This window comes from Pseudomonas sp. LH1G9, from assembly GCF_002949975.1.
GTDB lineage: Bacteria > Pseudomonadota > Gammaproteobacteria > Pseudomonadales > Pseudomonadaceae > Aquipseudomonas > Aquipseudomonas veronii.
Window position 1 is genome coordinate 2,903,769 of record NZ_CP026880.1, and the last position, 25,367, is coordinate 2,929,135.

The following is a 25,367-nucleotide window of genomic DNA, read 5'->3' on the forward strand; positions in this document are numbered from 1 at the left end:
GCTCCATAGCGAGCGTAGGAAATTTAGAAATCCTTATCGCGATGCCTTTTCCTACATCCAAAGCCCACGAATCGCGTCCATTTCGTCCTACAAGACAAACCTTGCAACAGCTGGTTCTAATACGCCGACCTTACGAAAAGGATTTTTCCAATGTCGAAAACTCAGGGTTCTGTCGCCCCAAAAGAACGCATCAACATCAAGTACGTCCCAGCCACAGGCGATCAACAAGCAGAAGTAGAGCTTCCCCTGAAGCTGTTGGTTACCGGCGACTTCAAAGGCCACGGTGAACTAACCGCCCTTGAAGACCGGCAATCCGTTCGAATAGATAAAGACACCTTCAATGAAGTACTCACCAAAGCCGAAGTTGCTCTGGACATGGCGGTGCCGTCTGTTCTGAACAACGATCAAGACACCGACTTGAACGTGCAACTTCAATTCAAAAGCATCAATGACTTCGGCCCCGATGCGATCGCCCGCCAAGTACCGGAGTTGAACAAGTTGCTGGAACTGCGCGAAGCCTTAGTTGCGCTCAAGGGCCCGATGGGCAATGTCCCGGCCTTTCGTAAACACCTGCAAAACCTGCTGACCGATGAAACCGCCCGTCAACGCCTGGCCAGTGAACTGAATCTGGTGCTCGACGCGCCCAACAACTGACTTGAACACCCTTCTCAACGGAGTACTCCCCATGCCTATGGAAAGCGCCGCCGCCAAAGTATTGGTGGCTGACGAACCGCCGTCGTTGCTTGACCAACTGCTGGCCAACACCACCATTCGCCCGTCCCAGGAAGGCTATGCCGTTGCCCGCCAAGGCGTGGCTGCGTTTATCAGTGAGATCCTGCAAAGCGGCGATCACCAGCAGCCGGTCAATAAGCACCGCGTCGACCAGATGATTGCCGAAATCGACCGCGCCTTGAGCAAGCAGATGGACGTGATTCTGCATCAACCGCAGTTCCAGCAACTGGAGTCGTCGTGGCGTGGTCTGAAGCTGTTGGTGGATCGCACGGATTTCCGCGAGAACATCAAGCTGGAAATGCTGCACGTCACCAAAGAAGAGCTGCTGGACGACTTCGACAACGCCGGCGACATCACCCGCAGCGGCTTGTACAAGCACGTCTACACCGCCGGTTATGGTCAGTTTGGCGGCGAACCAGTGGGCGCCATCGTCGGCAACTACACCTTTGGCCCCAGCTCGCCAGACATCAAGTTGCTCAGCTATGTGGCCTCCATCGGCGCCATGTCCCACGCGCCGTTTGTCTCGGCGGCCGGGCCTGAGCTCTTCAACCTCGAAGGGTTCCAGGGTCTGCCCGACCTCAAGGAAATCAGCGATATTTTCGAGGGGCCGCGCCACACCAAGTGGCGTGGTCTGCGGGAATCCGAGGATGCCCGCCATCTGGCCCTGACCCTGCCGCGCTTCCTGTTACGCACGCCGTACAGCACTGAAGACAACTCGGCGCGCAGCTTCGGCTATGACGAAACCGTCGACGGTAATCACGATAATTATCTGTGGGGTAACACCGCGTTTCTGATGGCCTCGCGCATCACCGACAGCTTCGCCCGCTACCGCTGGTGCCCGAACATCATCGGCCCGCAATCTGGCGGCGCGGTGGATGACCTGCCGGTGCACCTGTATGAATCCCTGGGCCAATTGCAGGCCAAGATCCCTACCGAAGTGCTGATCTCCGACCGCAAGGAGTTCGAGCTGGCCGAAGCCGGTTTCATCCCACTGACCATGCGCAAGGACAGCGACAACGCGGCGTTCTTCTCTGCCAACTCGGTACAAAAACCGAAGAACTTCCCCAAGACCCGCGAAGGCCAGGAAGCCCAGACCAACTACAAGCTTGGCACCCAGTTGCCGTACCTGTTTATCGTCAATCGCCTGGCCCACTACATCAAGGTGCTGCAACGCGAACAGATCGGCAGTTGGAAGGAACGCCAGGACCTGGAGCGCGAGCTGAACGACTGGCTTAAGCAGTACATCGCCGACCAGGAAAACCCTTCGTCCGATGTGCGCAGCCGTCGCCCCTTGCGCGCCGCAAAAGTCGTGGTGCAGGACGTGGAAGGCAATCCAGGCTGGTACCAGGTGTCGCTGGCCGTGCGCCCGCACTTCAAGTACATGGGCGCCAACTTCGAGATCTCCCTGGTCGGTCGGCTGGACACCCAATAAGTGGGCGCCAGCCTGTTCGAACGCTTGGAACCCGACGCACCGCGCTACCGCCCCGGCAGCGCGGATGAGCAGGTGCGCCAGCGGGTCGAGGCGATCAAACGCCACTTGGAACAGGTGCTCAACTCACGCCAGGGCTGCTCGCAAAGCAGCCCTGAACTGGGCCTGCGCGATTTCAACGGCGTCACCCAGGCCAGCAGTGACTTGGTGGTGGCCATCAGCGCCGATATCCGGCGCTCGGTGGAAGCGTTTGAACCGCGCATCAAGGTCAGGGGCGTGCGTTTTCAGCCCGACCCGGACCTGCCACTGGAGCTGAACTTTCGCCTGGATTGCCAGGTGCAGGTCAACCACAAGGAAGAACAGGTGCAGATCGAGGTGGCCATGCACGGCCGCGACGGCTACACCCGCGTGCGATGAGGATGCAATGGACTTGAAACAACGCTTTGCCGAGGAGCTGCGCTACCTGCGCGAACTCGGCCGCGAGTTTGCCGAGGACAACCCGCAACTGGCGCAATTTCTCGGTGATCAGGCCGGCGACCCGGACGTGGAGCGGCTGCTGGAAGGCTTTGCCTTCCTCACCGCCAAGCTGGGCATGAAGATCGACGAGGATTTGCCGGAGCTGACCCATCCGCTGTTGCAGATGCTTTGGCCCAATTACCTGCGGCCCCTGCCCAGCGCGACCATCATCCGTTTTACACCGTTGCCGGATGCGATCAGCCAGCGCCAGGTGATCCTAAAGGGCACGCCGTTGTTTGCCAAACCGGTGGATGGCATCTCCTGCCAGTTTCGTACCTGCACTGACGTCAACCTGTATCCATTGGCGTTGCAGGAAGTCAGCGATGCCCACAGCCGCGAGGCCTCGGTGATGCGCATCGACCTCAAGGTGTTGACCGAGCAACCGCTGACCAGCATGGCCTGCGACCAACTGGATTTTCATCTGGGTGGAGATAACGCCACCGCCATGACGTTGTACCTGTGGCTCGCCCACTACTTGGACAGCGTCACGTTACATATTGATAAGCAAAGCTATCGCCTGCCAGCCAAGGCTATCGGCTTTCCCGGTTTCACCGCCGAAGAAGCGCTGCTGCCCTACCCGCGCAATGTGTTCGATGGCTACCGGATCCTGCAGGAGTATTTTGTATTCCCGCAGCGTTTTCACTTTTTCAGCCTGACCCAGCTGGCGCGCGTCTGGCCGGAGATCAGCGCCACCAGCCTGCGCTTTGAATTTCAGTTCAGCCGGCCCATGCCGCCTGATATCCGCCTGCGCACCAGTGACCTGCACCTGTACTGCGCGCCGGCGGTCAACCTGTTCCGCCACGATGCCAACCCTATTGCACTGGATGGGCGCAGTCTGGAGCGGCGTATCAGCCCCAGCGGCAACCGCCCCGAGGCCTTCGAAATTTTCAGTGTCGATAACGTGGCCGGTTGGGATGCCGCCGACAAGGAGCGCAAAGGCGATCCGCTGCGACGCTTTACTCCATTCGAATCGTTCCAGCATGAGATCGAACACGCGCGGGGCCGCACGGCACTGTATTTCCGCACGCATATCGAAGAGTCCCACGGGCGCGAGGGCTTGCGTCATCGCATCGCTTTCGTGCGCGGCGATGAAAGCCTGTACATCGGTGAGCATGAAGCAGCATCCATCGAATTGACCTGCAGCAACCGCGATTTGCCGCAGTTGCTGGGCGTGGGAGATGTATCGCTGTCCACCGAAGTCACGCCGTCGTTTGCCACCTACACCAACCTGATCGCACCGACCCGAAGCTACCGGCCCGTGCTGGACAGCAGCCTGCACTGGACGCTGATTTCCAACCTGTCGCTGAACTACCTGTCGTTGCTGTCGGCCGAGCCGCTCAAGGCGGTGATCCGCGCCTATGACTTCGCCGCCCTGCACGACCTGCAACAAGCCCGCGCCACCCGCAAGCGCCTCAACGGCATCCGTGATGCGGTGACCACGCCGATTGACTGGCTGATGAAGGGCCAGCCCGTGCGGGGCGTGCAGACCCGCCTGCAACTGGACCAGAACGCGTTTCTTTGCGAGGGCGAGTTGTACCTGTTCGCCAGCGTGCTTTCGCACTTCTTCGCCCTCTACGCGAGCATCAATTCCTTCCACCGCCTGGAAGTGATCAATACCACTAACAACGAGCGCTACGAATGGCCACTGTTGACCGGCAGACAACCCGTGATCTAGCCGATATGCTGCTGGCCGACGCGCGGAACTACTCGTTTCACCGTCTGCTGGAGCATCTGCACGCTTTGCACGGCGATGACCTGGAGGCGCAGCCCTTGAGTGCGGCGGCGAGACGCCGCGTGCGCCTGCAAAGCCATGCAGGGTTGGGCTTTCCGGCCTCCGATGTGGTCGAAGCGGCACGCATTGAGGAGGACCGCGAAGAAGTGCGCTATCGCTTGCAGACCAGCTTCTTTGGCCTGCACGGTACCGACTCACCGCTGCCCGGCTATTACCTGGACCGCCTGGCCTACGAGCAGGCTCAGGAGCGCGGGATTCGCCCGGCGTTCATGGACTTTTTCAATCATCGCCTGCTGACCCTGCTGCACACCAGCTGGCGCAAGTACCGCTACTACATTCGCTTTCAGGCCGAGGCCAGCGATCGCTTTTCGCGCTACGTATTTTCCATGGTTGGGCTGAACGACAACGACCTTCGCGGTGCGACACCGCTGCCGTGGGGCCGATTGCTGAGCTTTGCTGGCTTGATCGCCAGTCGCAGCCGTTCACCTTCGATAGTGTCCGGCATTGTTGAGCACAGCTTTGATCTGCACGGCGTTTATATCCGTGAGTTCGAGGTGCGCTCGGTAAATTTGCCGCAGCGTCAGCGCCTAGCGTTGGGCAAAGCCAACGGCACCCTGGGCAGCGATTTTGTGGTGGGCGACCGCAGCAAGACCCGCGCCAGCAAGTTCACCCTGGTGATTCCCAACCTGACCCAGACGCGCTTTCGGCAGTTTTTGCCCAGCGGCGAGCAGTTCGGGCGATTGCGCCAGTTGATGGATTTTCTGCTGCGCGATGCCACCGCCTACGACCTGGAACTGGGGCTGCGCGAAGAAGATGTACCGCCGTTCAACCTGCAACGCACCAGCGGTACCCACCTGGGCTGGACCAGCTTTATCGAACATCAAGAACACCGCCATCCCGCCGTGGTGCGGATTCGGGGGCGCGCATGAAGTTGACACTGGTCATCAACAATCCTGCGCAGTTGTTGCACGGGTATTTGCCTCTTCACCGGTTTGGCCCACAGGGCGGCAGCATCGGCAGTGCCGCTGTGGACTGGCGCCTGGAAGATCGCCACAACAGCGTACGCCCCAACCATTGCGATATCCGCGTCATCGAAGGGCGGTTCTGCGTGATCGACCGCAGCGGTAGAACCTACGTCAACGGTCACGAACTGCCGCTTGAGCGCCATGTTGCGATAAGCCTCAACGACGGTGATCGATTGCAGATTGGTGCGTATCAGGTTGCGGTGCAGTTGGGCGAATACGCCCCCGGACAGCATTCGCTCGATGAGCTGCTCGGCGACCACCCTGAGGGCATGCACGTATGGCACCAGGAAGACCTGCCGAGTCGGCCACCAGCGGATAAGCGACCTGCCACTTGCCCGGAGTTCGAGCGTCTTTGCCAGCCAGTGGATTTGACGGAGCAAGGCGATCCGCTGCGAGCACTGGAAGCAGCGCCGCCTTCAAAAAATCAGCCGCCTGAAGTTCGCTCGATGGTTCCAAAACCTCCCACCATTTTGTTCAGCAACCTGCGCCTGGGCACCCTGTTGCTCGCCTGCCTGGCCCTCGGCGGCTGCACCATGCTCGGCAAGATCGGCCAAGTGATCTGGACGCCCTCCATCCCGGTCGGCGGCCCCGACGATCAGCCCAGCCGCTACTCCCTGAGCCTGCACGCCAGCGACGACGTCAACCCGCGCCTGATCAGCACCGGCACGGCACTGGATGAAGACGCGAGCCGTTCGCCCTACACCCTCAACGTGCAAGCAACCAGCCCGCAGGCGCTGACGGACAAAGTACAAACCTTGCTCAGTCACCTTTACGAAAGCGTACCGGCCCAGTCGCCACTGAGCTTGGAGCCAGCCCCTGTAGTGCCCATGTCGCCTATCGAAGACGCGCTGCTGGGCGACTACGACGCTCAAGGCGTGAGCCTGACCACGCCCTGGGGCAACCCGGCATTGCAGCACGTCGCCACGCCCATCGCCTTCAAGGTCTTGCAGTTGACTGACGACTCGCTGCTGGTCAACGCCAGTCCCCAAGCCATGGCCGACGACCTGAAAAAGACCCTGGGCAGCACCTACATCCGCGCCGACGACTACCTGCTCAACCCCGGCCAATTCAAGTTCATCGACCTGCGCGCCCTGGATGAAGACACCCGCTTTATCGCAGTGATTGCCAACTACCACAGCACTGATGTCGGCCGGTGGAAACAGCGCCTGCGCGTCGAGCCCAAGGGCCGCCAATACGCCGTGCTGGTGCAGTTGGACGCCGCCCAGGTCAGCCTCAAAGGAGAAACCCGATGACGCCTTTTTCAGTCGCTTTTGCCCCGAGTAATCACCGATGAGTTCACGCAACCCCGTCATCTGGCATGAAGGTTTGTTCGTCAAACCCCAGCACTTCCAACAACAGGCCCGCGCCGCCGAAGCCGCCGTGCACCAGCGCCTGCACAGCCTCAACGACGCGCTCTATGGCTTCAGCGAGTTGGCGTTGAACGACGAATACCTGAGCTTCGGCAAAATCGCCATTACCCGGGCACGCGGGATCATGCCCGACGGCAGCGTCTTCGACATTCCCCACGACCTGGCTCCGCCCTCCCCGCTGGAGATCGCTGACAGCAGCGCGGTCGGCCAGATCGTCTACCTGGCACTGCCGTTGCGCTCCAACGGAGCCCTCGAAGTGCGCTGGCCCGACCAGTACGGCAACAGCCGCTACATCGCCCGCCGCGAGGAAATCCGCGACACCCACAGCGATGACGGCGATCAAGTCGGCATGGACCTGGCCGTGCCCAACCTGCAACTGATGCTCGAACGTAGCGACCGCAGTGCCTTTACCGGCATCGCCCTGGGCAAAATCAAGGACAAACGCCCGGACGGCAGCCTGGTGATGGACGAGCACTTCTACCCCACCAGCCTGTCCCTGCAAGCGGTGCCGGCGTTGCATCGCTACCTGGGTGAAGTGGCCGGGTTGATGCGTGAACGCGCCAAGAACCTGGCCCAGCGGATCGGCTCACCGGGGCAATCGGGGGTGGCCGATGTCACCGACTTCAACCTGCTGCAAACCCTCAATCGTTTGTTCCCGCTGTTCCAGCACCTGGCCCGGCAACGCCAGGTTCACCCGGAGCGGCTGTACATCGCGCTGGCGCAAGCCTGCGGAGAACTGGTGACCTTTACCGACGAGGGCCACCTGCCCCAGGAATACCCGGCCTACCAGCACGACAACCTGCGCGAATCCTTCCAGATGCTGGAGCACACCCTGCGCCGCGCCCTGGGCACAGTACTGCAACCACGCGCGGTGTCGCTGCCGATTGTCGAGCAGCAGTACGGCGTGCGCAGCGCCGCCTTGAACGACAAGCGCCTGCTGGACAACGCCGAATTCATCCTCGCCGTGCGCGCTGAACTGCCCGCGGAAACCCTGCGTCAGCAACTGCCGAGGCAGATCAAGATCACCTCCACCGAAGGGCTGGAGCAATTGGTCAGCCTGCAACTGCCGGGCATCCCATTGCGGCCGCTGCCGGTGGCGCCGCGCCACCTGCCGTTCCATGCCGGCTTCAGCTACTTCGAACTCGACCGCCATCACCCTGCCTGGCAAAGCCTGAGCAGCGGCAGCGGGTTCGGTTTCCATATTGCCGGTGAATTCCCGGAGCTGGAGTTGCAGTTCTGGGCGATCAGGAGTGAGAGAGATGACTAAGACCACACCAAATTCATGGCACCACGAGGAAGTCTCCGGCGCCATCGACTTTGCCGGCGAAACGATCACTGCCAACAGCCAAAGACAATTGGCCGACCCTGAATTCGACTTGCGCGGCGTAGCCTGGAACCCGCTGTGCGATGCCGCCACGCCACTGATCGGCCTGGTGATCCGCCTGCGCCGCCTGGACCAGCACGATGACGTACCTGCGCTGTACCTGAGCGTCAGCAACCAGATCACTACGATCATGGAAGAAGTCAGCCAGCTCGACTACGACGCCGGCATGCTCAAGGCCTACTCCTACAGCCTGTGCCTGTTGCTCGACGAAGTGGTCATGAGTACCACCTGGGGCCGGCTCTCCAGTTGGAGCGCACGCTCATTGCTCAGCCAGTTCCATGGCGAAACCCAGGGTGGCGAAAAATTCTTCACCGTCATGAACAACATGATCCCCGAAGCCGCCCGGTATCAGCATGTGCTGGAGTTCATGTACCAGTGCCTGATCTCCGGCCTCAAGGGCAAATACGGCGCCCATATCAAGGGCGATGACGAAATACAGAAGATCATCGACCAACTGCATGGCCTGTTGCGCCCCCTGCGCGGCGAGACACCCAAGCGCCTGACCGACCCGCTGAAAAACGTCGCGCCGCGCAACTACCGGATCAAACGCGCATGGCCGCTGTGGACGCCTTGGGCCATGGCCGCCGTCATGCTGACGGTCGCCTACACGATCTACTCCATCCGCCTGAACACCATCACCCAGCAGGTGCTGGTGTCGCTGGAGCGGGTGCTGCACCTGTAACCGATTTTCAGCGTGCTCATCCCGAGCGCCTGCAAAGCCATGGCCGTATAGGCCATAACCCGCGACCCCATGGGTCGTTCACTTGATCGCGACAAGGAGCATGTCATGCCAACACCCGCGTACATCAGCATCCACGGCAAAAACCAGGGCCACATCACTAAAGGTGCCTTCACCGCTGATTCGGTGGGCAACGTCTTTGTGGAAGGCCACGAGGACGAAATCCTCGCCCAGGAAATAGACCATCAAATCGGTGCCCCAACCGACCCGCAAAGCGGCCAACCCACCGGACAGCGCGTGCATAAACCGCTGACCTTCACCAGCGCGCTGAACAAAGCCTCGCCGCTGCTTTACCAGGCCTTGGCCACTGGCGAAATGCTGCCGACCGTTGAGGTCAGGTGGTTCCGCACCTCCACCGACGGTAAACAGGAGCACTTCTTCACCACCAAGCTGGAAGAGGCCACCGTCGTCGACATCCACACCGTGTTGCCTCACGCCCAGGACAGCGAGAACGAAAACTATACCCAACTGATCAAGACCAGCCTGGCTTACCGCAAGGTCAGCTGGAGTCATGTGGTGGCCGGCACCGAAGCCTCGGACGACTGGCGCAAACCGGCTGCAGCGGGTTAAGCGCGCCCATTCCGCCGCTGCGGTTCGCGCAGCGGCAGAACCTTCACTGACTCAACCCATTTAAGGAGGCTCTATGCCTGCCGTCGTTCTGGTCGGTCACGACCATGATTGCCCTCTGTGTGGCCCCACCACTATCAACAGCGGTACGCGCAATGTCACCGTCAACGGTCGCGCCGTCGCCCGTGTCGGCGACGCCCTGGGTTGCGGTGCCGTGATCACCAGCGGCTCGCCCTCGATGACCGTTAATGGACAGCCAGTAGCCCGTGTCGGCGATACCACCGATCACGATGGAAAACTGGAAAACGGTGATATCAGCTGGTTGATCGACTGACATTCACACTCTCGACAAGGAGGCTCCATGCCCCGCCAAAGCGACCTGCGTTTCACCTTTGAACCCTTGAAAGGCGACGCCTTCGACGTGGTCTCGTTCACCCTTGAAGAAGGACTGTCCCGGCCGTTCAAACTGGAACTGGAACTGGCCAGCCACAACGCTGCCATCGACTTCAATCGGGTGCTCGATCTGGCGGGGCTCTTTACCCTATGGCGTGGCGATACCCCAGTGCGCTACGTCCACGGGTTGGTCAGCCTGTTCCAACAAGGTGACACCGGCTTTCGCCGCACCCGCTACACCGCTGTGGTCGAACCGACGTTGGCGCGTTTCGACCTGCGCTCCAACTGGCGCATCTTCCAGGGCCAAACCGTTCCCGGCATCATCACCAGCGTGCTGGCCGAGCATAAGTTGACCGACATCCGCAGCGAAATCTGCTTCGAACACCAACCCCGTGAATACTGTGTACAGGCTGGCGAAACCGACCTCGATTTCATCGCTCGCCTCGCCGCCGAAGAAGGCCTGCTCTACACCTTCGAACACCGCGCCGACGGCCACACCCTGGTCCTCACCGACCGCGTCGGTGGCCTGGGCACCATCGGCACCCACACCGATTGCCCGGTGATCTACCAGCCCATGGGTGGCGGCGATTCCATGGAACCGGCGTTGACCCGCTTCCACTACACCGAACAAGTGCGCACCGCCGTACAAGTGCAACGCGACTACACCTTCACCCACCCGCGCTACAACCAGCAGCACACCGCCACCGGCGACCAGGACCTGAACAACCAGCACAAGGACTACGAACGCTACGACTACCCCGGCCGCTACAAGCGCGACATCGCCGGCAAGCCTTTCACCAAGACCCGCCTGACCGCCCTGCGCAACGACGCCAAGCTTGCGCATGTGGCCGGTGACGATGCGCGCCTGCAACCGGGGTTGGCGTTCGACCTCAACGAGCATCCCCGTGAGGATTTCAATGATCGCTGGCGCACCATTGCTGTTACCCACGAAGGCAAACAGCACAGCAGTCTGGAGGAGGAAGCATTCGGCAGCGACAGCGGCACTTCCTACAAAATGAAGGCCAGCGCGATCCACTGGATGTCCGACTGGAAAGCGCCGCTGTGCGACAAACCCTGCATCGACGGCCCGCAGATCGCCACCGTAGTCGGCCCGCCAGGGGAAGAGATCTATTGCGATGAATGGGGCCGGGTCAAGGTGCAGTTCCCGTGGGATCGCTCGGACAAAAACAACGACCAGAGTTCGTGCTGGATTCGTGTGGCTCAGGGCTGGGCCGGCGCGACCTGGGGCGCCATGGCTGTACCGCGTGTAGGTCAGGAGCTGGTGATCAGCTACCTAAGTGGTGATCCTGACCAGCCCATCGCCACCGGCCGCACCTACCGCGAAACTAACCTGCCGCCGTATGAGCTGCCCAAGCACAAAACGCGGATGACCATCAAGAGCCGGACCCATAAGGGCGAAGGTTTCAACGAGCTGCGTTTTGAGGATGAGCTGGGGCAGGAAGAGGTGTACATCCATGCCGAAAAGGACAAAAACGTTCATGTCAAAAACGACAATAGTTTTTTTGTTGGAAATGACCGTAAGAAAGAGATTGGTAACGACGAGCATGTTTCGATCGGCAATGATCAAACTCACGCCATAGGCCAGAATCGCATTCTTGACGTCGGTCATGACTATAAGGTCTTCATTGGGCGCGACCGGTGGGATGGCGTTGGCAATGACCGATACGAGTCCACAACCGCCAACCACAGTGTCGAAGTTGGCGGTCATAGCGAGCACACGATCAAGGGGCAGCATAGCGTTACGGCAGGTCAGGGTTTCGAATGCATTACTACCGTTTATAGCTTGCAGACCAGTGAAAAAATCATCTTTCAGAGTCCAGGGGGCAGCATCACTCTCGATGCTCAAGGCATTCACATCAATGGCTTAGCCATCACGATCCAGGGGCCAGTGTCTGCAACAGCATCGGGCGGCGGGCAACCTTTCTCGCTGCAACTGGAACCCGAGGCGGGACACACCTGCGTGGAGAAAACAAAATGACTCCAGCTGTTGTCCAGACCTTCGCAACCGAGCAATACACCGCCAATGCGTCGTTGTATCTGCTGCTCGATCCACTAGCGGATTGCGCCGAAGACGACCCATTACATATAGACACTCTACGCCAATCGTTAGGCAACGATGCACTCACTGGACTGCGCCGCCCAGATTTGGTCCACACACCACAAGCGTGCCCGGTGCTGGTGACCCTCGCAACGGCTGGCGCCAAACCTTCAGAATATTTACTGTCGTTGTCGGCATTGCGTGCCAAAGAAGATGAACGCCGCTCAAGACGCTATGTATGTGGTTGGCTCAGTAGTACCGCAACAGCCACGACGGTCAGCAGTCACCTGATAGAACTCGGTCATTTGCCAACCTCGGTGGGGACAGCATTCTTTCCGGTGTATGAACCGTTGCGCCTGGAACTACTGGTCGCCACGTTGAAATTTGGGGAGACAGGAAGCTGGTGGCCAATCCATCAATGGCTATTTCCCACAAGCAGTGGCGGCAGCAGTTGCTTGATTGGCCAGCCGGGCACGAGCGTTGACTTCTCGCCATTTACCAGCGCAATACAACAGAATGCAGGACTGGTGTCCTCACTGCTCGGCGCGTGGCGTCACGCTGTCAGCCTTCCCCTTACTTACGCCCCCGCTCGCTGGCAAGGCGCTACTTTGCTACCTCCTCAAGCTGCTGCTCGGGCTTACGAGCAGATACGTGACGCACGTATTATGGGCCTGAAAAAACAACACGACATTGTGACCCTGGCACTACATCGTCTATTGCTGCATTCGAGCATTCATACACACACAGACATAGGCATATCAATAAAGCGGGCAATCGAGAATGGCACGTCGCTCGCAAAGCTTTTTTCCGAACTAAATGACCAATCCTGGCAAAGAATCGTGTCGGAATTGACCCTTGCAGGAGCACAACCATGACCCTAAGCTCGCAGCTTGGCAATGCCGTAGTAGAAACATGCCTTCCTTTGGACCAATGCAACGCCTGCACCCGCCAAGGATTACCAATCCTTCCGCTGCGAAAAGCTCTGGTTCCGCGCGCTGGCGAAGACACCGGTGCGATGTCCAATTCTCGCATGGGCCTGCGTACACTACGCGCAGGCTATTTGTACGTATTACTCGATCAGCAGACGTGGCAAGCCTATCAAGTGACACCCGATGGCTATCTACGTCAGTTCAATCCCGACGCGCCACCCGCTGCCAATGAGACCCCGTTGTGCGATGCGTGTACCTCGGCAGGCCACGACGCTCCAGCGTCCTTTCTCAACATCGATATCCGTAAATACACCCATGCATGGCTGGCTTTTGCCAGTGACCCCTGGCCTCGCAGCGTTCTCGACGCCTACAAAAACAGCGCTGCTCCAGGACGCTTCCGAAAACTCGACCTGCGAACTGCTCGGGACGCCCCCGACAGCATGGAGGACGCGTTGATGATGACAGCGACGGAGCCTCGTGTGGATCAGCAAGTGCATGAATATCAGCGTCATCAGGCTGTCGGAGACCTGGATAAGGTGCATGGGTTTCACAGCCGCGTAACACGGGTGGGAGCACTGAAGAATTACCTGCGCCAAACGATCGACCAGCAAGGGTTGCAACAAGGTGTGCTCGCTCTGGTGCTGGACGACACGGTGGGTCTGATTCAACAGTACAACTACTTGCGTAACGGCTGGGTTGAGGCTCGTCAGCGGTACATTGAAGACCCGATGAGGACCTACAAGCGCCAGACGTCAGATCTGCTCCTGGCTATTCGCGAAATGCACCCGATCTGGGCCGACCAACAGACCGCCTCATTTGCCCCCATGACGGGCGATGCGGCACCGACCTTTGGCGATCCCGAGGTGGAGCGTCGGCGCGCCATCGAAGAAAAAGTCCGGAAATACAATGCGTCACTGGAAAAGCGCTACAGCGAAGCCGATCGCGCCTCGTTTGAAGAAGACTATCAGCGCGAGTTGGCAAACTACCAACACTATATCGACTGGTGCGGGAGGCAGTACGCAGAGCTCTGCCACGGCACGCCGTTCAAGCGCATTGAGGAGCATGACTATGATGGCGCTGATTTCACGTCAGGAGTGGCCTACAGTCTGACCATGTCGATGTGTCTGCGCGGCGGCATCAGTGAAGCACCGCTCGTCAACCAGCAGAGCGCCGATGAAAAAACTCCTTTTACGGATAAAGACCCAACAGCCAAGCTTTGGCTTGAGTGGCTGAAAAATCCGCACAGCCCGGTCTATCGCGCGATATTAACGAGGGACGATTCGCTGCTGGCCGGCTTGTTACCCAGTTTCAGCGTGACTGGGGAAACCGACTGGAACGACAGTGAAAAGCTCTACTCGGCAGTGGCCAAGGCCCTGACCAGCGATGAATTCAAACGTCATGTCCAGCCGCGTATCCAGACCGCCATGGCCCAACTCCTCGGCGCACTCAACGCCGCCAGCGCCCGACTCCAACCCAGACTGGGGCCTGGTGTCGGGCGTGTTGTTTCTCGACTCAATAGTGCAAGCCAGCTGCTGTACAACCAGGTTCACCTCACCGAACTCAAGATCCAAATGAAGTTCAGCGAGTACTACGCCCTGCAATCCGAGCATTTGCGCAAGGCGCAAATTCGGGCATCCGAAGCCATCCGCCGGGGCGAAAAAAGCGTAAAGGCTAGCGTGGACAAGGTGAACCACAAGTTCCAAAAGGTGCAAAGGAAGGTCGTCCCGCTGATCAGGACAGGGCTTCTCAGCATGGTCGTGCTGGATCCCAAGATAGCCAATCAATTGATAACCGTCTCGGTTTGGGTGGAGGGCGAAGCCGACAATCTGCGACGCGACCTGATGCGCAATACCGAACAAAGTATCGGCCGCGCGGGGGCCAGCGCCCAACATATGCTGCAAGAAGTTACGGTAGGCGTTGGCAGCCTGGACCCGAAGGCCCGTGCGACATTACGCGGACTCATGGTGTCTGCAAACGTGGCAGCCAACTGGGTGCGCGCGGGGTTTACCGGGTTGCGGGGAGTTGCCGGCAGCGGCCAGCTGTTGTTGGCGTTGGGAGGGTTTTATTTGCTCAACGACTCCATGAAGAAGAACTTTGAAGAAGCCGAGCGAGCCCTGGGCGACAAGGTTCCCGAAGCCAGACTGGCTCTGTATGGCGCGACGCTGGGGATACTGGCCGCCGGTATGGAAGTCATAGGGATTGCACTTGAAGCGGGCGCAGGGAGAATTCAGCAGGTGGCAGGCCTGCCTGCTCCGGTGGCAGCTTCCGCCAAGGCTACATTTCGCGCCGGCCAGATACTTACCAGAACGGGAGCCATGATCGGAGCTGTGACCGGTTTGTTTGATGCGACGCAGGCGGGGATGGCGGCTATTCGAACGTCGAAAAGCGGTGATAGGGCCGCGACAAGATGGTACCTCGCGTCAGCGGTAGTAAGCGGGGCAGGCGCCGCTGCTGCCATTGGTGCTGGCATATATAGTGCTTCGGCTCTTATGGGACTAATGGGCCTTGCAATAGTACTGGGGATTACAGCGTATGCTTTTTTTCAATTGGCCAAGAGTAAAGAGTCCACGCCCCTTGAAAAATGGGCCAGACGCTGTGTCTTCGGTTACGCCGACGAAACTCCAAAGATTCATTGGAATCAGCCCAAACATGCCCCGGTTGCCATCGCCGAACTCAACGCCGCAACTTTCGGCGTCGAGGCCGACGTGCGCTTTCGTTTGCGTTTGATCGCCGGCCAGAGCCACCACAGGGGTGGTTCGACCGGCGGGGCCGGTACCCTAGCTCAGGAAGAGAGGCTGGAATATCGCTTGGTATTGCCATGCTTTCACCCGGAGCATTCGAACTATCAATGGACCCTACGCCTCTTGCGCGAGGGCGATAACCCAAACACCGAAGATGCCGGCGAAGTGGCCGCAAGTGGCAATCTGGTTGCTCCTCCCGTGCCACTAACGACCAACGAAGCAGCCAACCCCACCCGAAATGTGAATTATCAGGCGGAGCCCGGCACGCCGACCGTCAAGACTCGCGGCGCCATGTCACCCAACAACAGCGCTCTACAGATCCTAGACATTTCAGGCGCGCTCGTTTTCAAGCCTACTGAACGTCGCCACCGAGTCGAAGCGGCCATCCTGTCGTTGACCTACTGGCCTGATCGCAACATCTCCGAGGGCTATGCGGCCCTGACTCTCACAACGTACTCCAACCTTTAATCTCTCCGGAATTCACTGATGTTCTTCACCGAACCGTTACTCGATCCACCAGCACCTGCCTGGAAACGCGATCTGCCAAAGCCGGATCAAGCTCCCAGCACCGCCCCATATCCACCGGTGCTGCCAAGTCCGCCTAATCATGTGGACACCATTTATCTGGAACTACCACGCTCGGCACTGAGAATACGAGGGCTAGGCGCCTGGTTGGCGATAGCTATTCTAGGTTTGTCCTTTCTCCTGCTTACAGCTCCCCTAATCCTCCCTCCTGCGCCATGGGAATCTGTTGATTGGGCCTTCATTCTTGTCTGTCTCGGTTTATCCATTGTCCTGTTTTGGTTCGGTATTCATGTCTGGCGAATGGACATAGAAGCACCCCGCGACGAACCCATCCGCTTCAACCGCCTGCGCCGCAAAGTCTACGTCTATCGCTTCCACCACGACGGGCTGCGCCCCTTTAGCCGCAGCGCCTGGGGCGTACGTACGGAAGTTTACGACTGGGATGACCTGCGCGCCGAGGTATGCAGCGTTTATGGTCCCATGGGCGCCGGCGGCTTGATCGAATCGGTCAGCATTGCCGTGGTGAAACCCGGCACACATCAGGTCATCGACCGCTTCCATTTTGCCCACGGAACGATGCAAGGCGAGATGTACTGGGCCATGGCCCTGCTGTTCATGCAGCAAGGTCCGCAGGCCTTACCCCACTTTCCACGCCCGCCACGCGACTGGAACAACGAGGACGTGAGCTTCAATCTTGCGCGCCGCTTGGCTCCCAAAGTACGGTGGCCGACGGAAATAGACTTGGAGTCACGCACCGCACCTTGAATACCTCGGGTGGCGAAAAATTCTTCACCGTCATGAACAACATGATCCCCAAAGCCGCCCGGTATCAGCATGTGCTGGAGTTCATGTACCAGTGCCTGATCTCCGGCCTCAAGGGCAAATACGGCGCCCATATCAAGGGCGATGACGAGATACAGAAGATCATCGACCAACTGCATGGCCTGTTGCGCCCCCTGCGCGGCGAAACACCCAAGCGCCTGACCGACCCGCTGAAAAACGTCGCGCCGCGCAACTACCGGATCAAACGCGCATGGCCGCTGTGGACGCCTTGGGCCATGGCCGCCGTCATGCTGACGGTCGCCCTGAACACCATCACCCAGCAGGTGCTGGTGTCGCTGGAGCGGGTGCTGCACCTGTAACCGATTTTCAGCGTGCTCATCCCGAGCGCCTGCAAAGCCATGGACTTATAGGCCATAACCCGCGACCCCATGGGTCGTTCACTTGATCGCGACAAGGAGCATGTCATGCCAACACCCGCGTACATCAGCATCCACGGCAAAGACCAGGGCCACATCACTAAAGGTGCGTTCACCGCCGATTCGGTGGGCAACGTTTATGTGGAAGGCCACGAAGACGAAATCCTCGCCCAGGAAGTCGACCACCAAATCGCCGCGCCCACCGACCCACAAAGCCCGATCTACCGCGCCCTTCTCTTGCGTGACAAAGGCTTGCTGGCCGATCTGTTGCCCAGTTTCAATGCCACAGGTGATAGCGACTGGAACGACAGCGAAAAGCTCTACTCCACCATTACCAAGCTCATCGCCAACGACGACTTCAAGAAGCATGTCCGCCCCCGTCTACAGCATGCCATGGCGCAGCTTCTCGGTGCCCTCAACGCCGCTGCCGCCCGCTTGCAACCGTCGCTCGGCCCTGGCGTGGGCCGGGCGGTTTCGCGCATCAACAGTGCCAGCCAACTGCTCTACAACGGCATTCATCTGACCGAACTCAAGATAAAGATGAAGCTCGGTGAATACTACGCCCTGCAATGCGAGCACCTGCGCAACCTGCAACGCAAAGCCGCTGATGCCATCGACCGCACCTGGGAAGGCCTCAAGGACGAGTTGGGCAAAACCGACGATGAGGCCCGCAAGGCGCGCAAGCAAGTGCGCCCGCTGATTCAGGGCGGCCTGCTCAGCCTGGCGGTGCTGGACCCGAAAATAGCCAACCTCAGCGTGACCCTCAGCGTTTGGGTGGAAGGCCAGGTCACCCAACTGCAGGACAGCCTGATGCGCCAGGCCAACCTCGGCGTGGATCAGCTAGGCAAAGGTGCCCACGCTGCGCTAGTCGAAATCGCTGCTGGGGTTGGCACCCTGGACCCGCAGGCGCGCAAGGTGCTGCAGGGGGTCAAGGTGTCCTCGTACCTGGCGGCTGGATGGGTTCGCAGCGGCTTTACCGGGTTGCGTGGCGTGGTCGGCAGTAGCGAGTTTTTGATGGCGATGGGCGGGATGTACCTGCTTAGTGACTCGCTGAACAAAAGTCTCAAGGAAGCGGAGAAAGCCATGGGCGAAAAGGCCGTTGAGGCCAGGTTGGCGTTGTATGGAAGTAGTTTGGGGGTGTTGGGTGGAGGGGTGGAAATCGTAGGCATCGCCTTGGAAAAAGGGGCGGTGCAGATGCAGAAGGCGGGCAGCTTGTCTACCCAGGCGATGACTGCCGCAAAAGCGACTGCACGCGTAGGCAACGTATTTGTACGGGTCGGGGGGAGTATTGGTGCTGTGGCGGGATTGTACGATGCGACGCGGGCGGGGTTTGCTTTTAATCGCACTCGGAACGAAGGGGATACTCCAGCAGCAACAGCCTATTTCCTGTCTGCCATTGCCTCTGGTCTGGGAGCGGGGGCCAGCATTTGGGCAGCAGCCGCAGGTACCAGCACACTACTTGGTCCATTGGGTATAGCCATACTTCTCGGCCTAGTAGGATACGGTTTGTACAAATGGGCCGAGGGAGAAGAATCAACACCACTCGACCGCTGGGCGCGCCGTTGTTTTTTTGGTTTGCACAACGAAGTTCCCCCCATTCATTGGAACAAACCTGAACACGCCCACATCGCAATCGCCGAACTCAATGCCGCGACCATAGGTGTTGAAGCAGGAATCAATTTTCGCTTACGAATCGTCGATAGCGGCTCACATGGCTGGGGCGGCCCCATGGGTAGCGTAGGCGCGCAGGTCCATGAACAGCACCTTGAATATCACCTGATTCTGCCGCTCTTCGACGCCAACCGGTCGGCCTATCGCTGGTCGCTAACGGTTCATCGTCACGGCGATGGCTCGGCCAACCAGTACACCGGCGGCGAAGTGCTGGCCGAAGGCGAGCTGAATCCCCCCACCCTGGCAACCGCCGCCAGCGAACGCCGAGCAGCGCTGGCTGTGCCCAAACGCCCGAACAAGCCAGATTACCGGGCCGACAGCACCCTGCCCACGCAGGAAGTTCGCACCGTCTCGTTGCCCGATAACCGTACCTCGCAGGTCAACGACATCAAAGGCGCGGTTGTACTGTTGCCCGACCGCCGCCGGCACAACATTGAAGCGGCGACCTTGTCGGTAACCTACTGGCCCGATTGCGACATTCACGATGCCTACGCCGAGCTCATCTTGATGGATAGCTTGTAAACCACAGCCTTGGGTGAACTTGGCATGGGCATTTGCCTACTTTTCCCATGGCGACCATCGCTGCTCGTCATCAACAGTGTGCCTGCCTGCTGGTTATCTGCTGCCTGATCGACAAGCCAAAGGTCACACACAGCTCTTACCCCGAACTGGAACTTTCCATCATGTTATTTACAGCACCGTTACTCGACAAACCTGCTCCTGGCTGGACGCGCGACCTGCCGGGGCCAAACGAACAACCGTTAAGTGAACCATACCCTCCTGTACTCTCAAACCCACCCAATCACGTTGATGATGTATGCCTTGAACTAGCACGCGCCACAGTGCGATCTCGCGGAGTGGGTATTTGGATAGCACTTTTTATGTTTCTGCTGTCCATGGCTATACCTGTCGGTTTGATTAGCTATGTTGTCGCGGAGCAATATCTCCCTCCCTTTGTGCTGAGTTTTCTCAGCCTCATCTTATGTACTACTGGCATATGGCTAGGCATTTATATCTGGCGAATGGACGTTACCCCTCCCCTGGACGAACCCATCCGCTTCAACCGCTTTCGACGCAAAGTCTATGTCTACCGCTTTTACCGTGATGGACTCAGGCCCTTCAGCCGCACCGCCTGGGGCGTAAGAACCGAAGTCTATGACTGGGACAATCTGCGCGCCGAAGCTTGCAGCGTATATGGCCCCATGGGCAGCGGCGGCCTCATCGAAACTGTGACCTTGGCCGTTGTAAAAACCGGTACAAACCAAGTCATTGACCGCTTTCATTTCGCCCACGAAATCCAGCAAGGCGAAATGTACTGGGCCATGGCTCAACTGTTCATGCAACAGGGCCCGCAAGCCCTGCCCACCTTCCCCCACCAGCCCCGGGACTGGAACAACGAAGACGTGACTTTCAATCTCGCGCGTCGCTTGGCCCCCAAAGTGCGATGGCCAGCCGAAATAGACCTGGAGTCACGCAGCGCGCCCTGAATAAAAGTCATCAACCAAAGCAGCCTTAATACGACGACCGGCTAAAGATACAAGCGGCGATCACCCCGAACTGGAACTGCTCATCATGGTATTTAAAACACCTTTACTCGACAAACCTGCTCCTGGCTGGAAGCACGATCTGCCAGGACCAAACGACTCGCCCTCCAATGAACCGTATCCTCCCGTACTATCGAATCCGCCCAATCATGTTGACGATGTGTATCTCGAACTGGCGCGCGCCACGATGAGAGTTCGTGGAGTTGGTGTTTGGATGGTTCCTTTCATCTTTCTATTGTCTCTAGGATTTCCGGCTACGCTGGTTGCTTTTGCAGTTAAAGAGCATAGTGCCCCCCCTACCTCTCTCGTTTTAGTAGCATTTTTTGGACTCATCACAGCTTTGTGGCTAGGGATTTACTTCTGGCGAATGGACGTTGCCCCTCCCCGTGACGAACCCATCCGCTTCAACCGTTTCCGACGCAAAGTCTATATATACCGCTTTTACCGCGACGGCCTCAGACCCTTCAGCCGCACCGCTTGGGGCGTTCGGGCCGAAGTCTATGACTGGGATAACCTGCGTGCCGAAGCCTGCAGCGTGTACGGCCCCATGGGCAGTGGCGGCCTCATCGAAACCGTCACACTTGCCGTGGTGAAACCTGGCACCCATCAGGTAATAGAACGTTTTCATTTCGCCCACGAAATTCAACAAGGCGAAATGTACTGGGCCATGGCCCAACTGTTCATGCAACAAGGCCCGCAAGCCCTGCCCACTCTCCCCCGCCCACCTCGTGACTGGAACAATGAAGACGTGACCTTCAATCTCGCGCGTCGCTTGGCCCCCAAAGTGCGATGGCCAGCCGAAATAGACCTCGAGTCACGCAGCGCGCCCTGAATACAAGCCATCAACTGAAGCAGCCTATATCCCTCATGACCTGGCGCCGCCCTACTCGCTGGAAATCGTCGACAGCAGCGCGGTCGGCCAAATCGCGTATATCAGCATCCACGGCAAAGAGCACTGCCCGGTGATCTACCAGCCCATGGGCGGCGACGATGCTACGGAGCCGGCACTGACCCGCTTCCACTACACCGAACAAGTGCGCACCGCACGCCAGGTGCAACGCGACTACACCTTCACCCACCCGCGCTACAACCAGCAGCACACCGCCACCGGCGACCAGGACCTGAACAACCAGCACAAGGACTACGAACGCTACGACTACCCCGGCCGCTACAAGCGCGACATCGCCGGCAAGCCTTTCACCAAGACGCGGCTGGCCGCACTGCGCAATGACGCCAAATTGGCCCATGTGGAAGGTGACGATGAACGCCTGCAACCGGGGCTCGCGTTCTTCACCGAACCTTTGCTCGACCCACCGGCCCCCGGATGGAAGCGCGATTTGCCGATGCCGGATCAGCCTCCCAGCACCGATCCTTATTCACCGGTGCTGCCCAACCCAACCACCTAAACTCCGTTTACTTGGATTTGCCGCGCTCTACCGTTAGAACGCGAGGGATTGGATTATGGTTAGCAATTGCCATTATTACCATATCCCCGTTCCCACTCATGAATTGGTTTAGCTTTCCACCTTAAACACAGTTTTCCCTATTCTTCGTGTTCACTCTCGGCAGTCTATTGCTATTCATTACTGCGCTCTGGTTCGGCATTTATGTAGTGGTCAACCCTGCCGATAGCGCTGCGCCGACTGTCGTGCAGCACGTGCACAATGTTTTGTGCCGTCGACACGAATCTCCCCGCTGTCGACGTCGTAGAGTCGCAGCAGCAAGTTCATCAGTGTGAACTTGCATCACTAGAAGGGTTTTACGATGCCCGGGAGTGCCAAAATCTCCGGCTTATTCACTGCAAAAATAAAGGCAGCGCCCGCTTTTGCAAGCGCCACCGTCATCATCTGCCAGCTAATCAGGCCTTCTTGCCCGCCTCCTCCAGAGCCTTTTCAGCGTTGAACCCGTCGAAGTTCTCGAACACGCCCATAAAGCCCGGCACGGTCACTTCTCGCGCCCAGTCGCGCTGCAGTTCGCAATACATCTGCACACGACTGATGAGCTTCGCGCCCGCCTGTTCCATTCTGCGCAACGCTGCCTCATGGGCGGCGAGCGATGTGCCGCCAACCGCATCGACCGGCACATACACCTCATAGCCTTCCTGGATAGCGTCGAGCACCGGGAATGTCAGACAGGCTTCGGTCCAGAGCGCAGTCATAATGAGTTTCTTACGCCCAAGCGCCTTGACCGCCTGTTTGAATTCAGTGTCCTCCCAGCTATTGATAGAGGTGCGGTCATAGGTCGGCAGGTGGCCAAGCACCTCCTGCAACGCCTGAATCGGCGGCTTATTGCGACCGGTTGCCACATTAACGGTCGAGTGGATGATCGGAACGTTGTAGTTGACCGCCGCCTTGGCGACGCTGGTGATGTTGAAGACGAGTTCCTCACGCGGCATCGAGCGGATCGAGGAAACCTGAACAGGCTGATAATCGATGATGATCAACGCCGAGTTTTCCGGGGTCAGTAGTTGGTCGGTGTGGGGGTTGCGGAGAGTCTCGCTTGCCATTGGCAAATCCTTTTTATGGGTGACGCACGTTTGTGAAAGGGCCGAAGCCCATGCGGGTAATGGATTCCAGGACACGTGCGAAGGATGCTGCGCCTGGGAAATCCATTGTGCTGTTCCCATGCTCGAGGCAGTAGTAGCATTGCGCGATATGCTGTGTCGCGAAAAGAGGAACGCAAGCATGGATATCGAAGAACTGCAGACCTTCGTGGAAGTGGCCGATGCCGGCGGCATTTCGCAGGCTGCACTGCGTCTTGGCGTATCGAAGTCGATCGTCAGTCGCCGCCTGTCTCGGCTTGAAAGCGAACTGGGTGTGCAACTGCTGGCACGCTCCACTCGCGGGTCGGCACTCACTGAGTCCGGCGCGACATTCCGGGACTACGCCGCCAGAGTCTGTACCGAGATAGACATCGCCAAGGAAACGATCCTGCCTGCCGGCACCCTTCGCGGCCGCCTGCGCGTGGCCGTTCCGCTGTCGTTCGGCCCGACTCATTTCGCACCGGTGCTGGCGGAAATGGCACGCCGTCATCCTCAGTTGCATATGCAGACTTGCTACAGTGATCGCTTCGTTGACCTCATCACCGAGGGCTACGATTGCGCCATTCGGGTGGGTTATCTGAAGGACTCCAATCTGATCGCAAGGCGCATTGGCCCGGTCTACACCAAGCTTGTCGCGAGCACGGACTACATCAAGGCGCACGGTGCGCCCGAGACGCCGGACGACCTGGTCGATCATCAGGCGCTCCTGCAGGGCACCGAAGCCTGGCAATTCATGGACGGCGACAAGATCATCACGGTTCGTCCGCAAGGACGCTTCAAGGCCGACAACGGCATCGCCCTCGTCGCCGCCGCGACCGCAGGCCTCGGCGTCGCCTACCTGCCCGACTGCCTCACCCATGAACACGTGGCATCGGGCGCACTGGTGCCGATTATGACAAACCATCCGCCCCCCACGGCCGGTGCCTACATCATCCGCCCGCCTGGTCCGCATCCCGCCCGGAAAATACGCGTGCTCACCGAACTGCTGATCGAGTTCTTCGGCGAATCTCCGCACCTGGCGGCGCAGCCGCTGTCACATCAGGAAGATGCGTTGACATATAGCTAAGCAAAGCAGGAGCGACAGACATGACCCTCAAACGAATGGACAACGTGCTGATCGTTGTCGACGATCTCGAAGCGATGAAGGCCTTCTTCATCGCGTTAGGCCTCACGCTTGAGGGTCAGACCACGGTCGAAGGGTCTGAAATCGGCAACCTCATCGGGCTTGGCAACATGCGCGCCACCCTGGCGATGCTGCGCACACCCGATGGACAAGGCATTGAACTGGACAAATTCCACACACCCAACGCCGTCAGGTTCGGGCCCGTGGACACCCCGGTGAATGCTTTGGGGCTGCGGCGCATCATGTTCGCCGTTGACGACATCGAGGCTGTCATAACGCGGATGCAGGCCCACGGCGCAGCCGTGATTGGCCAGATGCAGTACGAGCAGTCTTATCGACTGGCCTATCTTCGCGGGCCTGAGGGCATCATCGTAGGGTTGGCTGAGCAACTGGGCTGAGGGTTGGCACTTTTGACTGAGCTGGCCTCGTGCGTGAATCAAGGTCCAGTGCTTTGTTTGTTCAAGCCAAGACAGGAGATGTGATTTGCTTCAACGCTCGCAACAGTCAATGCGTCGGACTGCGTTTTTTGCAGACACCACGGCGCTAATCCTGTTTTTCACAACCACCGGCATCATCAATGAACGTTTCATTGCCGGCATGACGTGGGATCAGGTCCTTCATGCGCGCCTTCTGGGCGCAGCGCTAATGGTGCCAGTCGCGAGACCTTACGGCCTATGGCGGGACTGGGTGATGAAGCGGGCCAGTCAGCGCCGGGTTTCCAGGATGCTGTGGGACAGTCTCGCCCTCGTCAGTTTCCAGGTGCCCATCTATGCAGCGATCATTGCCTTCAGTGGTGCATCGGGAGGTGGGCTGGTGCGCGGCACGCTCGGTGCGGCGTTGATGATGCTGGCTTTGGGACGACCTTATGGGGTGTTTCTTAATGGGGTACGGAAGGTGTTTGGGTTGCCTCCGGGTGGCGACAAGCCGATGTCGCTGAACAGTTAAGTGATCGCTACTGGCCGATTCTGTTGAAAACAGTCGAATTTTTAGCTTGCCTGACCTCAGGCACGACCACCACTGGAGAACCGACTCACCACATTGAGTGGTTTCTCGATCCTTCGTTGACCGTTGTTGCTCAGTTAGTGGGTTAATTTGGTTTTTTTTGCTGAATGCAGGCATACCTATCCCGTGAGCGGTGTCCCATATA

At 58.9% G+C, this 25,367-nt stretch carries 22 protein-coding genes and 1 pseudogene; 22 read left to right on the forward strand and 1 reads right to left on the reverse strand.

Going from position 1 to position 25,367, the window contains the following annotated elements; translation table 11 throughout:
* Nucleotides 1-150 precede the first annotated feature (150 nt).
* The 19 genes and pseudogenes from tssB to C5F70_RS13340 all read left to right on the forward strand — a co-directional run.
* Nucleotides 151-654: a type VI secretion system contractile sheath small subunit gene (gene tssB / locus C5F70_RS13255; RefSeq protein WP_017847981.1), complete on the forward strand. Its 504-nt coding sequence runs from the start codon at nt 151-153 to the stop codon at nt 652-654.
* Between the two features lie 37 nt (nt 655-691).
* Entirely contained in the window at nt 692-2,164 is a 1,473-nt protein-coding gene (gene tssC, locus C5F70_RS13260) for a type VI secretion system contractile sheath large subunit (RefSeq protein ID WP_032804672.1), read from the forward strand.
* Entirely contained in the window at nt 2,165-2,578 is a 414-nt protein-coding gene (gene tssE / locus C5F70_RS13265) for a type VI secretion system baseplate subunit TssE (protein ID WP_104903505.1), read from the forward strand. It begins immediately after the preceding gene.
* A 7-nt stretch (nt 2,579-2,585) separates the two neighbouring features.
* A complete protein-coding gene (gene tssF / locus C5F70_RS13270; RefSeq protein ID WP_104903506.1) occupies nt 2,586-4,352 on the forward strand; it encodes a type VI secretion system baseplate subunit TssF in 1,767 nt (588 codons plus the stop codon).
* Nucleotides 4,316-5,338 carry a type VI secretion system baseplate subunit TssG gene (tssG, locus tag C5F70_RS13275; RefSeq protein ID WP_046483830.1) on the forward strand — a complete coding sequence of 341 codons (1,023 nt, stop codon included), beginning with the start codon at nt 4,316-4,318 and terminating at the stop codon, nt 5,336-5,338. Before tssF ends, tssG begins: the two co-directional genes overlap by 37 nt.
* The gene (gene tssJ / locus C5F70_RS13280; RefSeq protein WP_104903507.1) at nt 5,335-6,687 is read left to right on the forward strand and encodes a type VI secretion system lipoprotein TssJ; all 1,353 of its coding nucleotides are present in this window, start codon (nt 5,335-5,337) and stop codon (nt 6,685-6,687) included. Before tssG ends, tssJ begins: the two co-directional genes overlap by 4 nt.
* Nucleotides 6,688-6,724: 37 nt before the next feature.
* The gene (gene tssK, locus C5F70_RS13285) at nt 6,725-8,071 is read left to right on the forward strand and encodes a type VI secretion system baseplate subunit TssK (protein ID WP_017847987.1); all 1,347 of its coding nucleotides are present in this window, start codon (nt 6,725-6,727) and stop codon (nt 8,069-8,071) included.
* A complete protein-coding gene (icmH, locus tag C5F70_RS13290) occupies nt 8,064-8,870 on the forward strand; it encodes a type IVB secretion system protein IcmH/DotU (protein ID WP_046483834.1) in 807 nt (268 codons plus the stop codon). The genes tssK and icmH (C5F70_RS13290) overlap by 8 nt, the downstream gene beginning before the upstream one ends.
* A 105-nt stretch (nt 8,871-8,975) precedes the next feature.
* A complete protein-coding gene (locus C5F70_RS13295; RefSeq protein ID WP_017847989.1) occupies nt 8,976-9,497 on the forward strand; it encodes an Hcp family type VI secretion system effector in 522 nt (173 codons plus the stop codon).
* Nucleotides 9,498-9,570: 73 nt separating this feature from the next.
* Nucleotides 9,571-9,828 (forward strand): PAAR domain-containing protein, encoded by a 258-nt coding sequence (locus C5F70_RS13300; RefSeq protein ID WP_104903508.1) that lies wholly within the window; start codon nt 9,571-9,573, stop codon nt 9,826-9,828.
* 27 nt (nt 9,829-9,855) lie between these two features.
* Nucleotides 9,856-11,886 carry a type VI secretion system Vgr family protein gene (locus tag C5F70_RS13305; RefSeq protein ID WP_104903509.1) on the forward strand — a complete coding sequence of 677 codons (2,031 nt, stop codon included), beginning with the start codon at nt 9,856-9,858 and terminating at the stop codon, nt 11,884-11,886.
* Complete coding sequence (locus tag C5F70_RS30595; protein ID WP_126587299.1) at nt 11,883-12,821, forward strand: hypothetical protein; 939 nt, start codon at nt 11,883-11,885, stop codon at nt 12,819-12,821. The genes C5F70_RS13305 and C5F70_RS30595 overlap by 4 nt, the downstream gene beginning before the upstream one ends.
* Nucleotides 12,818-16,084, forward strand: a complete 3,267-nt coding sequence (locus C5F70_RS13310; RefSeq protein WP_046488553.1) for a T6SS effector BTH_I2691 family protein — start codon at nt 12,818-12,820, stop codon at nt 16,082-16,084. The genes C5F70_RS30595 and C5F70_RS13310 overlap by 4 nt, the downstream gene beginning before the upstream one ends.
* A gap of 18 nt (nt 16,085-16,102) precedes the next feature.
* Nucleotides 16,103-16,906, forward strand: a complete 804-nt coding sequence (locus tag C5F70_RS31510; protein ID WP_312023636.1) for a DUF6708 domain-containing protein — start codon at nt 16,103-16,105, stop codon at nt 16,904-16,906.
* The gene (gene icmH / locus C5F70_RS13320; protein WP_256588416.1) at nt 16,903-17,283 is read left to right on the forward strand and encodes a type IVB secretion system protein IcmH/DotU; all 381 of its coding nucleotides are present in this window, start codon (nt 16,903-16,905) and stop codon (nt 17,281-17,283) included. The genes C5F70_RS31510 and icmH (C5F70_RS13320) overlap by 4 nt, the downstream gene beginning before the upstream one ends.
* A 105-nt stretch (nt 17,284-17,388) precedes the next feature.
* Nucleotides 17,389-19,533: a T6SS effector BTH_I2691 family protein gene (locus C5F70_RS31365; protein ID WP_275942368.1), complete on the forward strand. Its 2,145-nt coding sequence runs from the start codon at nt 17,389-17,391 to the stop codon at nt 19,531-19,533.
* A gap of 359 nt (nt 19,534-19,892) precedes the next feature.
* Complete coding sequence (locus tag C5F70_RS13330; RefSeq protein ID WP_232591543.1) at nt 19,893-20,498, forward strand: DUF6708 domain-containing protein; 606 nt, start codon at nt 19,893-19,895, stop codon at nt 20,496-20,498.
* An 85-nt stretch (nt 20,499-20,583) separates the two neighbouring features.
* Nucleotides 20,584-21,387, forward strand: coding sequence for a DUF6708 domain-containing protein (locus tag C5F70_RS31515; RefSeq protein ID WP_306345989.1), 804 nt, complete (start codon nt 20,584-20,586; stop codon nt 21,385-21,387).
* 118 nt (nt 21,388-21,505) lie between these two features.
* Nucleotides 21,506-21,844: pseudogene (locus tag C5F70_RS13340) on the forward strand (contractile injection system protein, VgrG/Pvc8 family); the annotation flags it as partial.
* Between the two features lie 569 nt (nt 21,845-22,413).
* Here the strand turns inward: C5F70_RS13340 and C5F70_RS13345 are convergent.
* Entirely contained in the window at nt 22,414-23,061 is a 648-nt protein-coding gene (locus tag C5F70_RS13345) for a hydrolase (RefSeq protein ID WP_104903511.1), read from the reverse strand.
* A 178-nt stretch (nt 23,062-23,239) separates the two neighbouring features.
* Between C5F70_RS13345 and C5F70_RS13350 the strand changes: the two genes are divergently transcribed.
* From C5F70_RS13350 to alaE, 3 genes are all read left to right on the forward strand, one after another.
* A complete protein-coding gene (locus C5F70_RS13350) occupies nt 23,240-24,163 on the forward strand; it encodes a LysR family transcriptional regulator (RefSeq protein ID WP_104903512.1) in 924 nt (307 codons plus the stop codon).
* 20 nt (nt 24,164-24,183) lie between these two features.
* Nucleotides 24,184-24,618 carry a VOC family protein gene (locus C5F70_RS13355; RefSeq protein WP_046488561.1) on the forward strand — a complete coding sequence of 145 codons (435 nt, stop codon included), beginning with the start codon at nt 24,184-24,186 and terminating at the stop codon, nt 24,616-24,618.
* 85 nt (nt 24,619-24,703) lie between these two features.
* Nucleotides 24,704-25,165, forward strand: a complete 462-nt coding sequence (gene alaE / locus C5F70_RS13360; protein WP_046488563.1) for an L-alanine exporter AlaE — start codon at nt 24,704-24,706, stop codon at nt 25,163-25,165.
* The last annotated feature ends 202 nt before the right edge of the window (nt 25,166-25,367 follow it).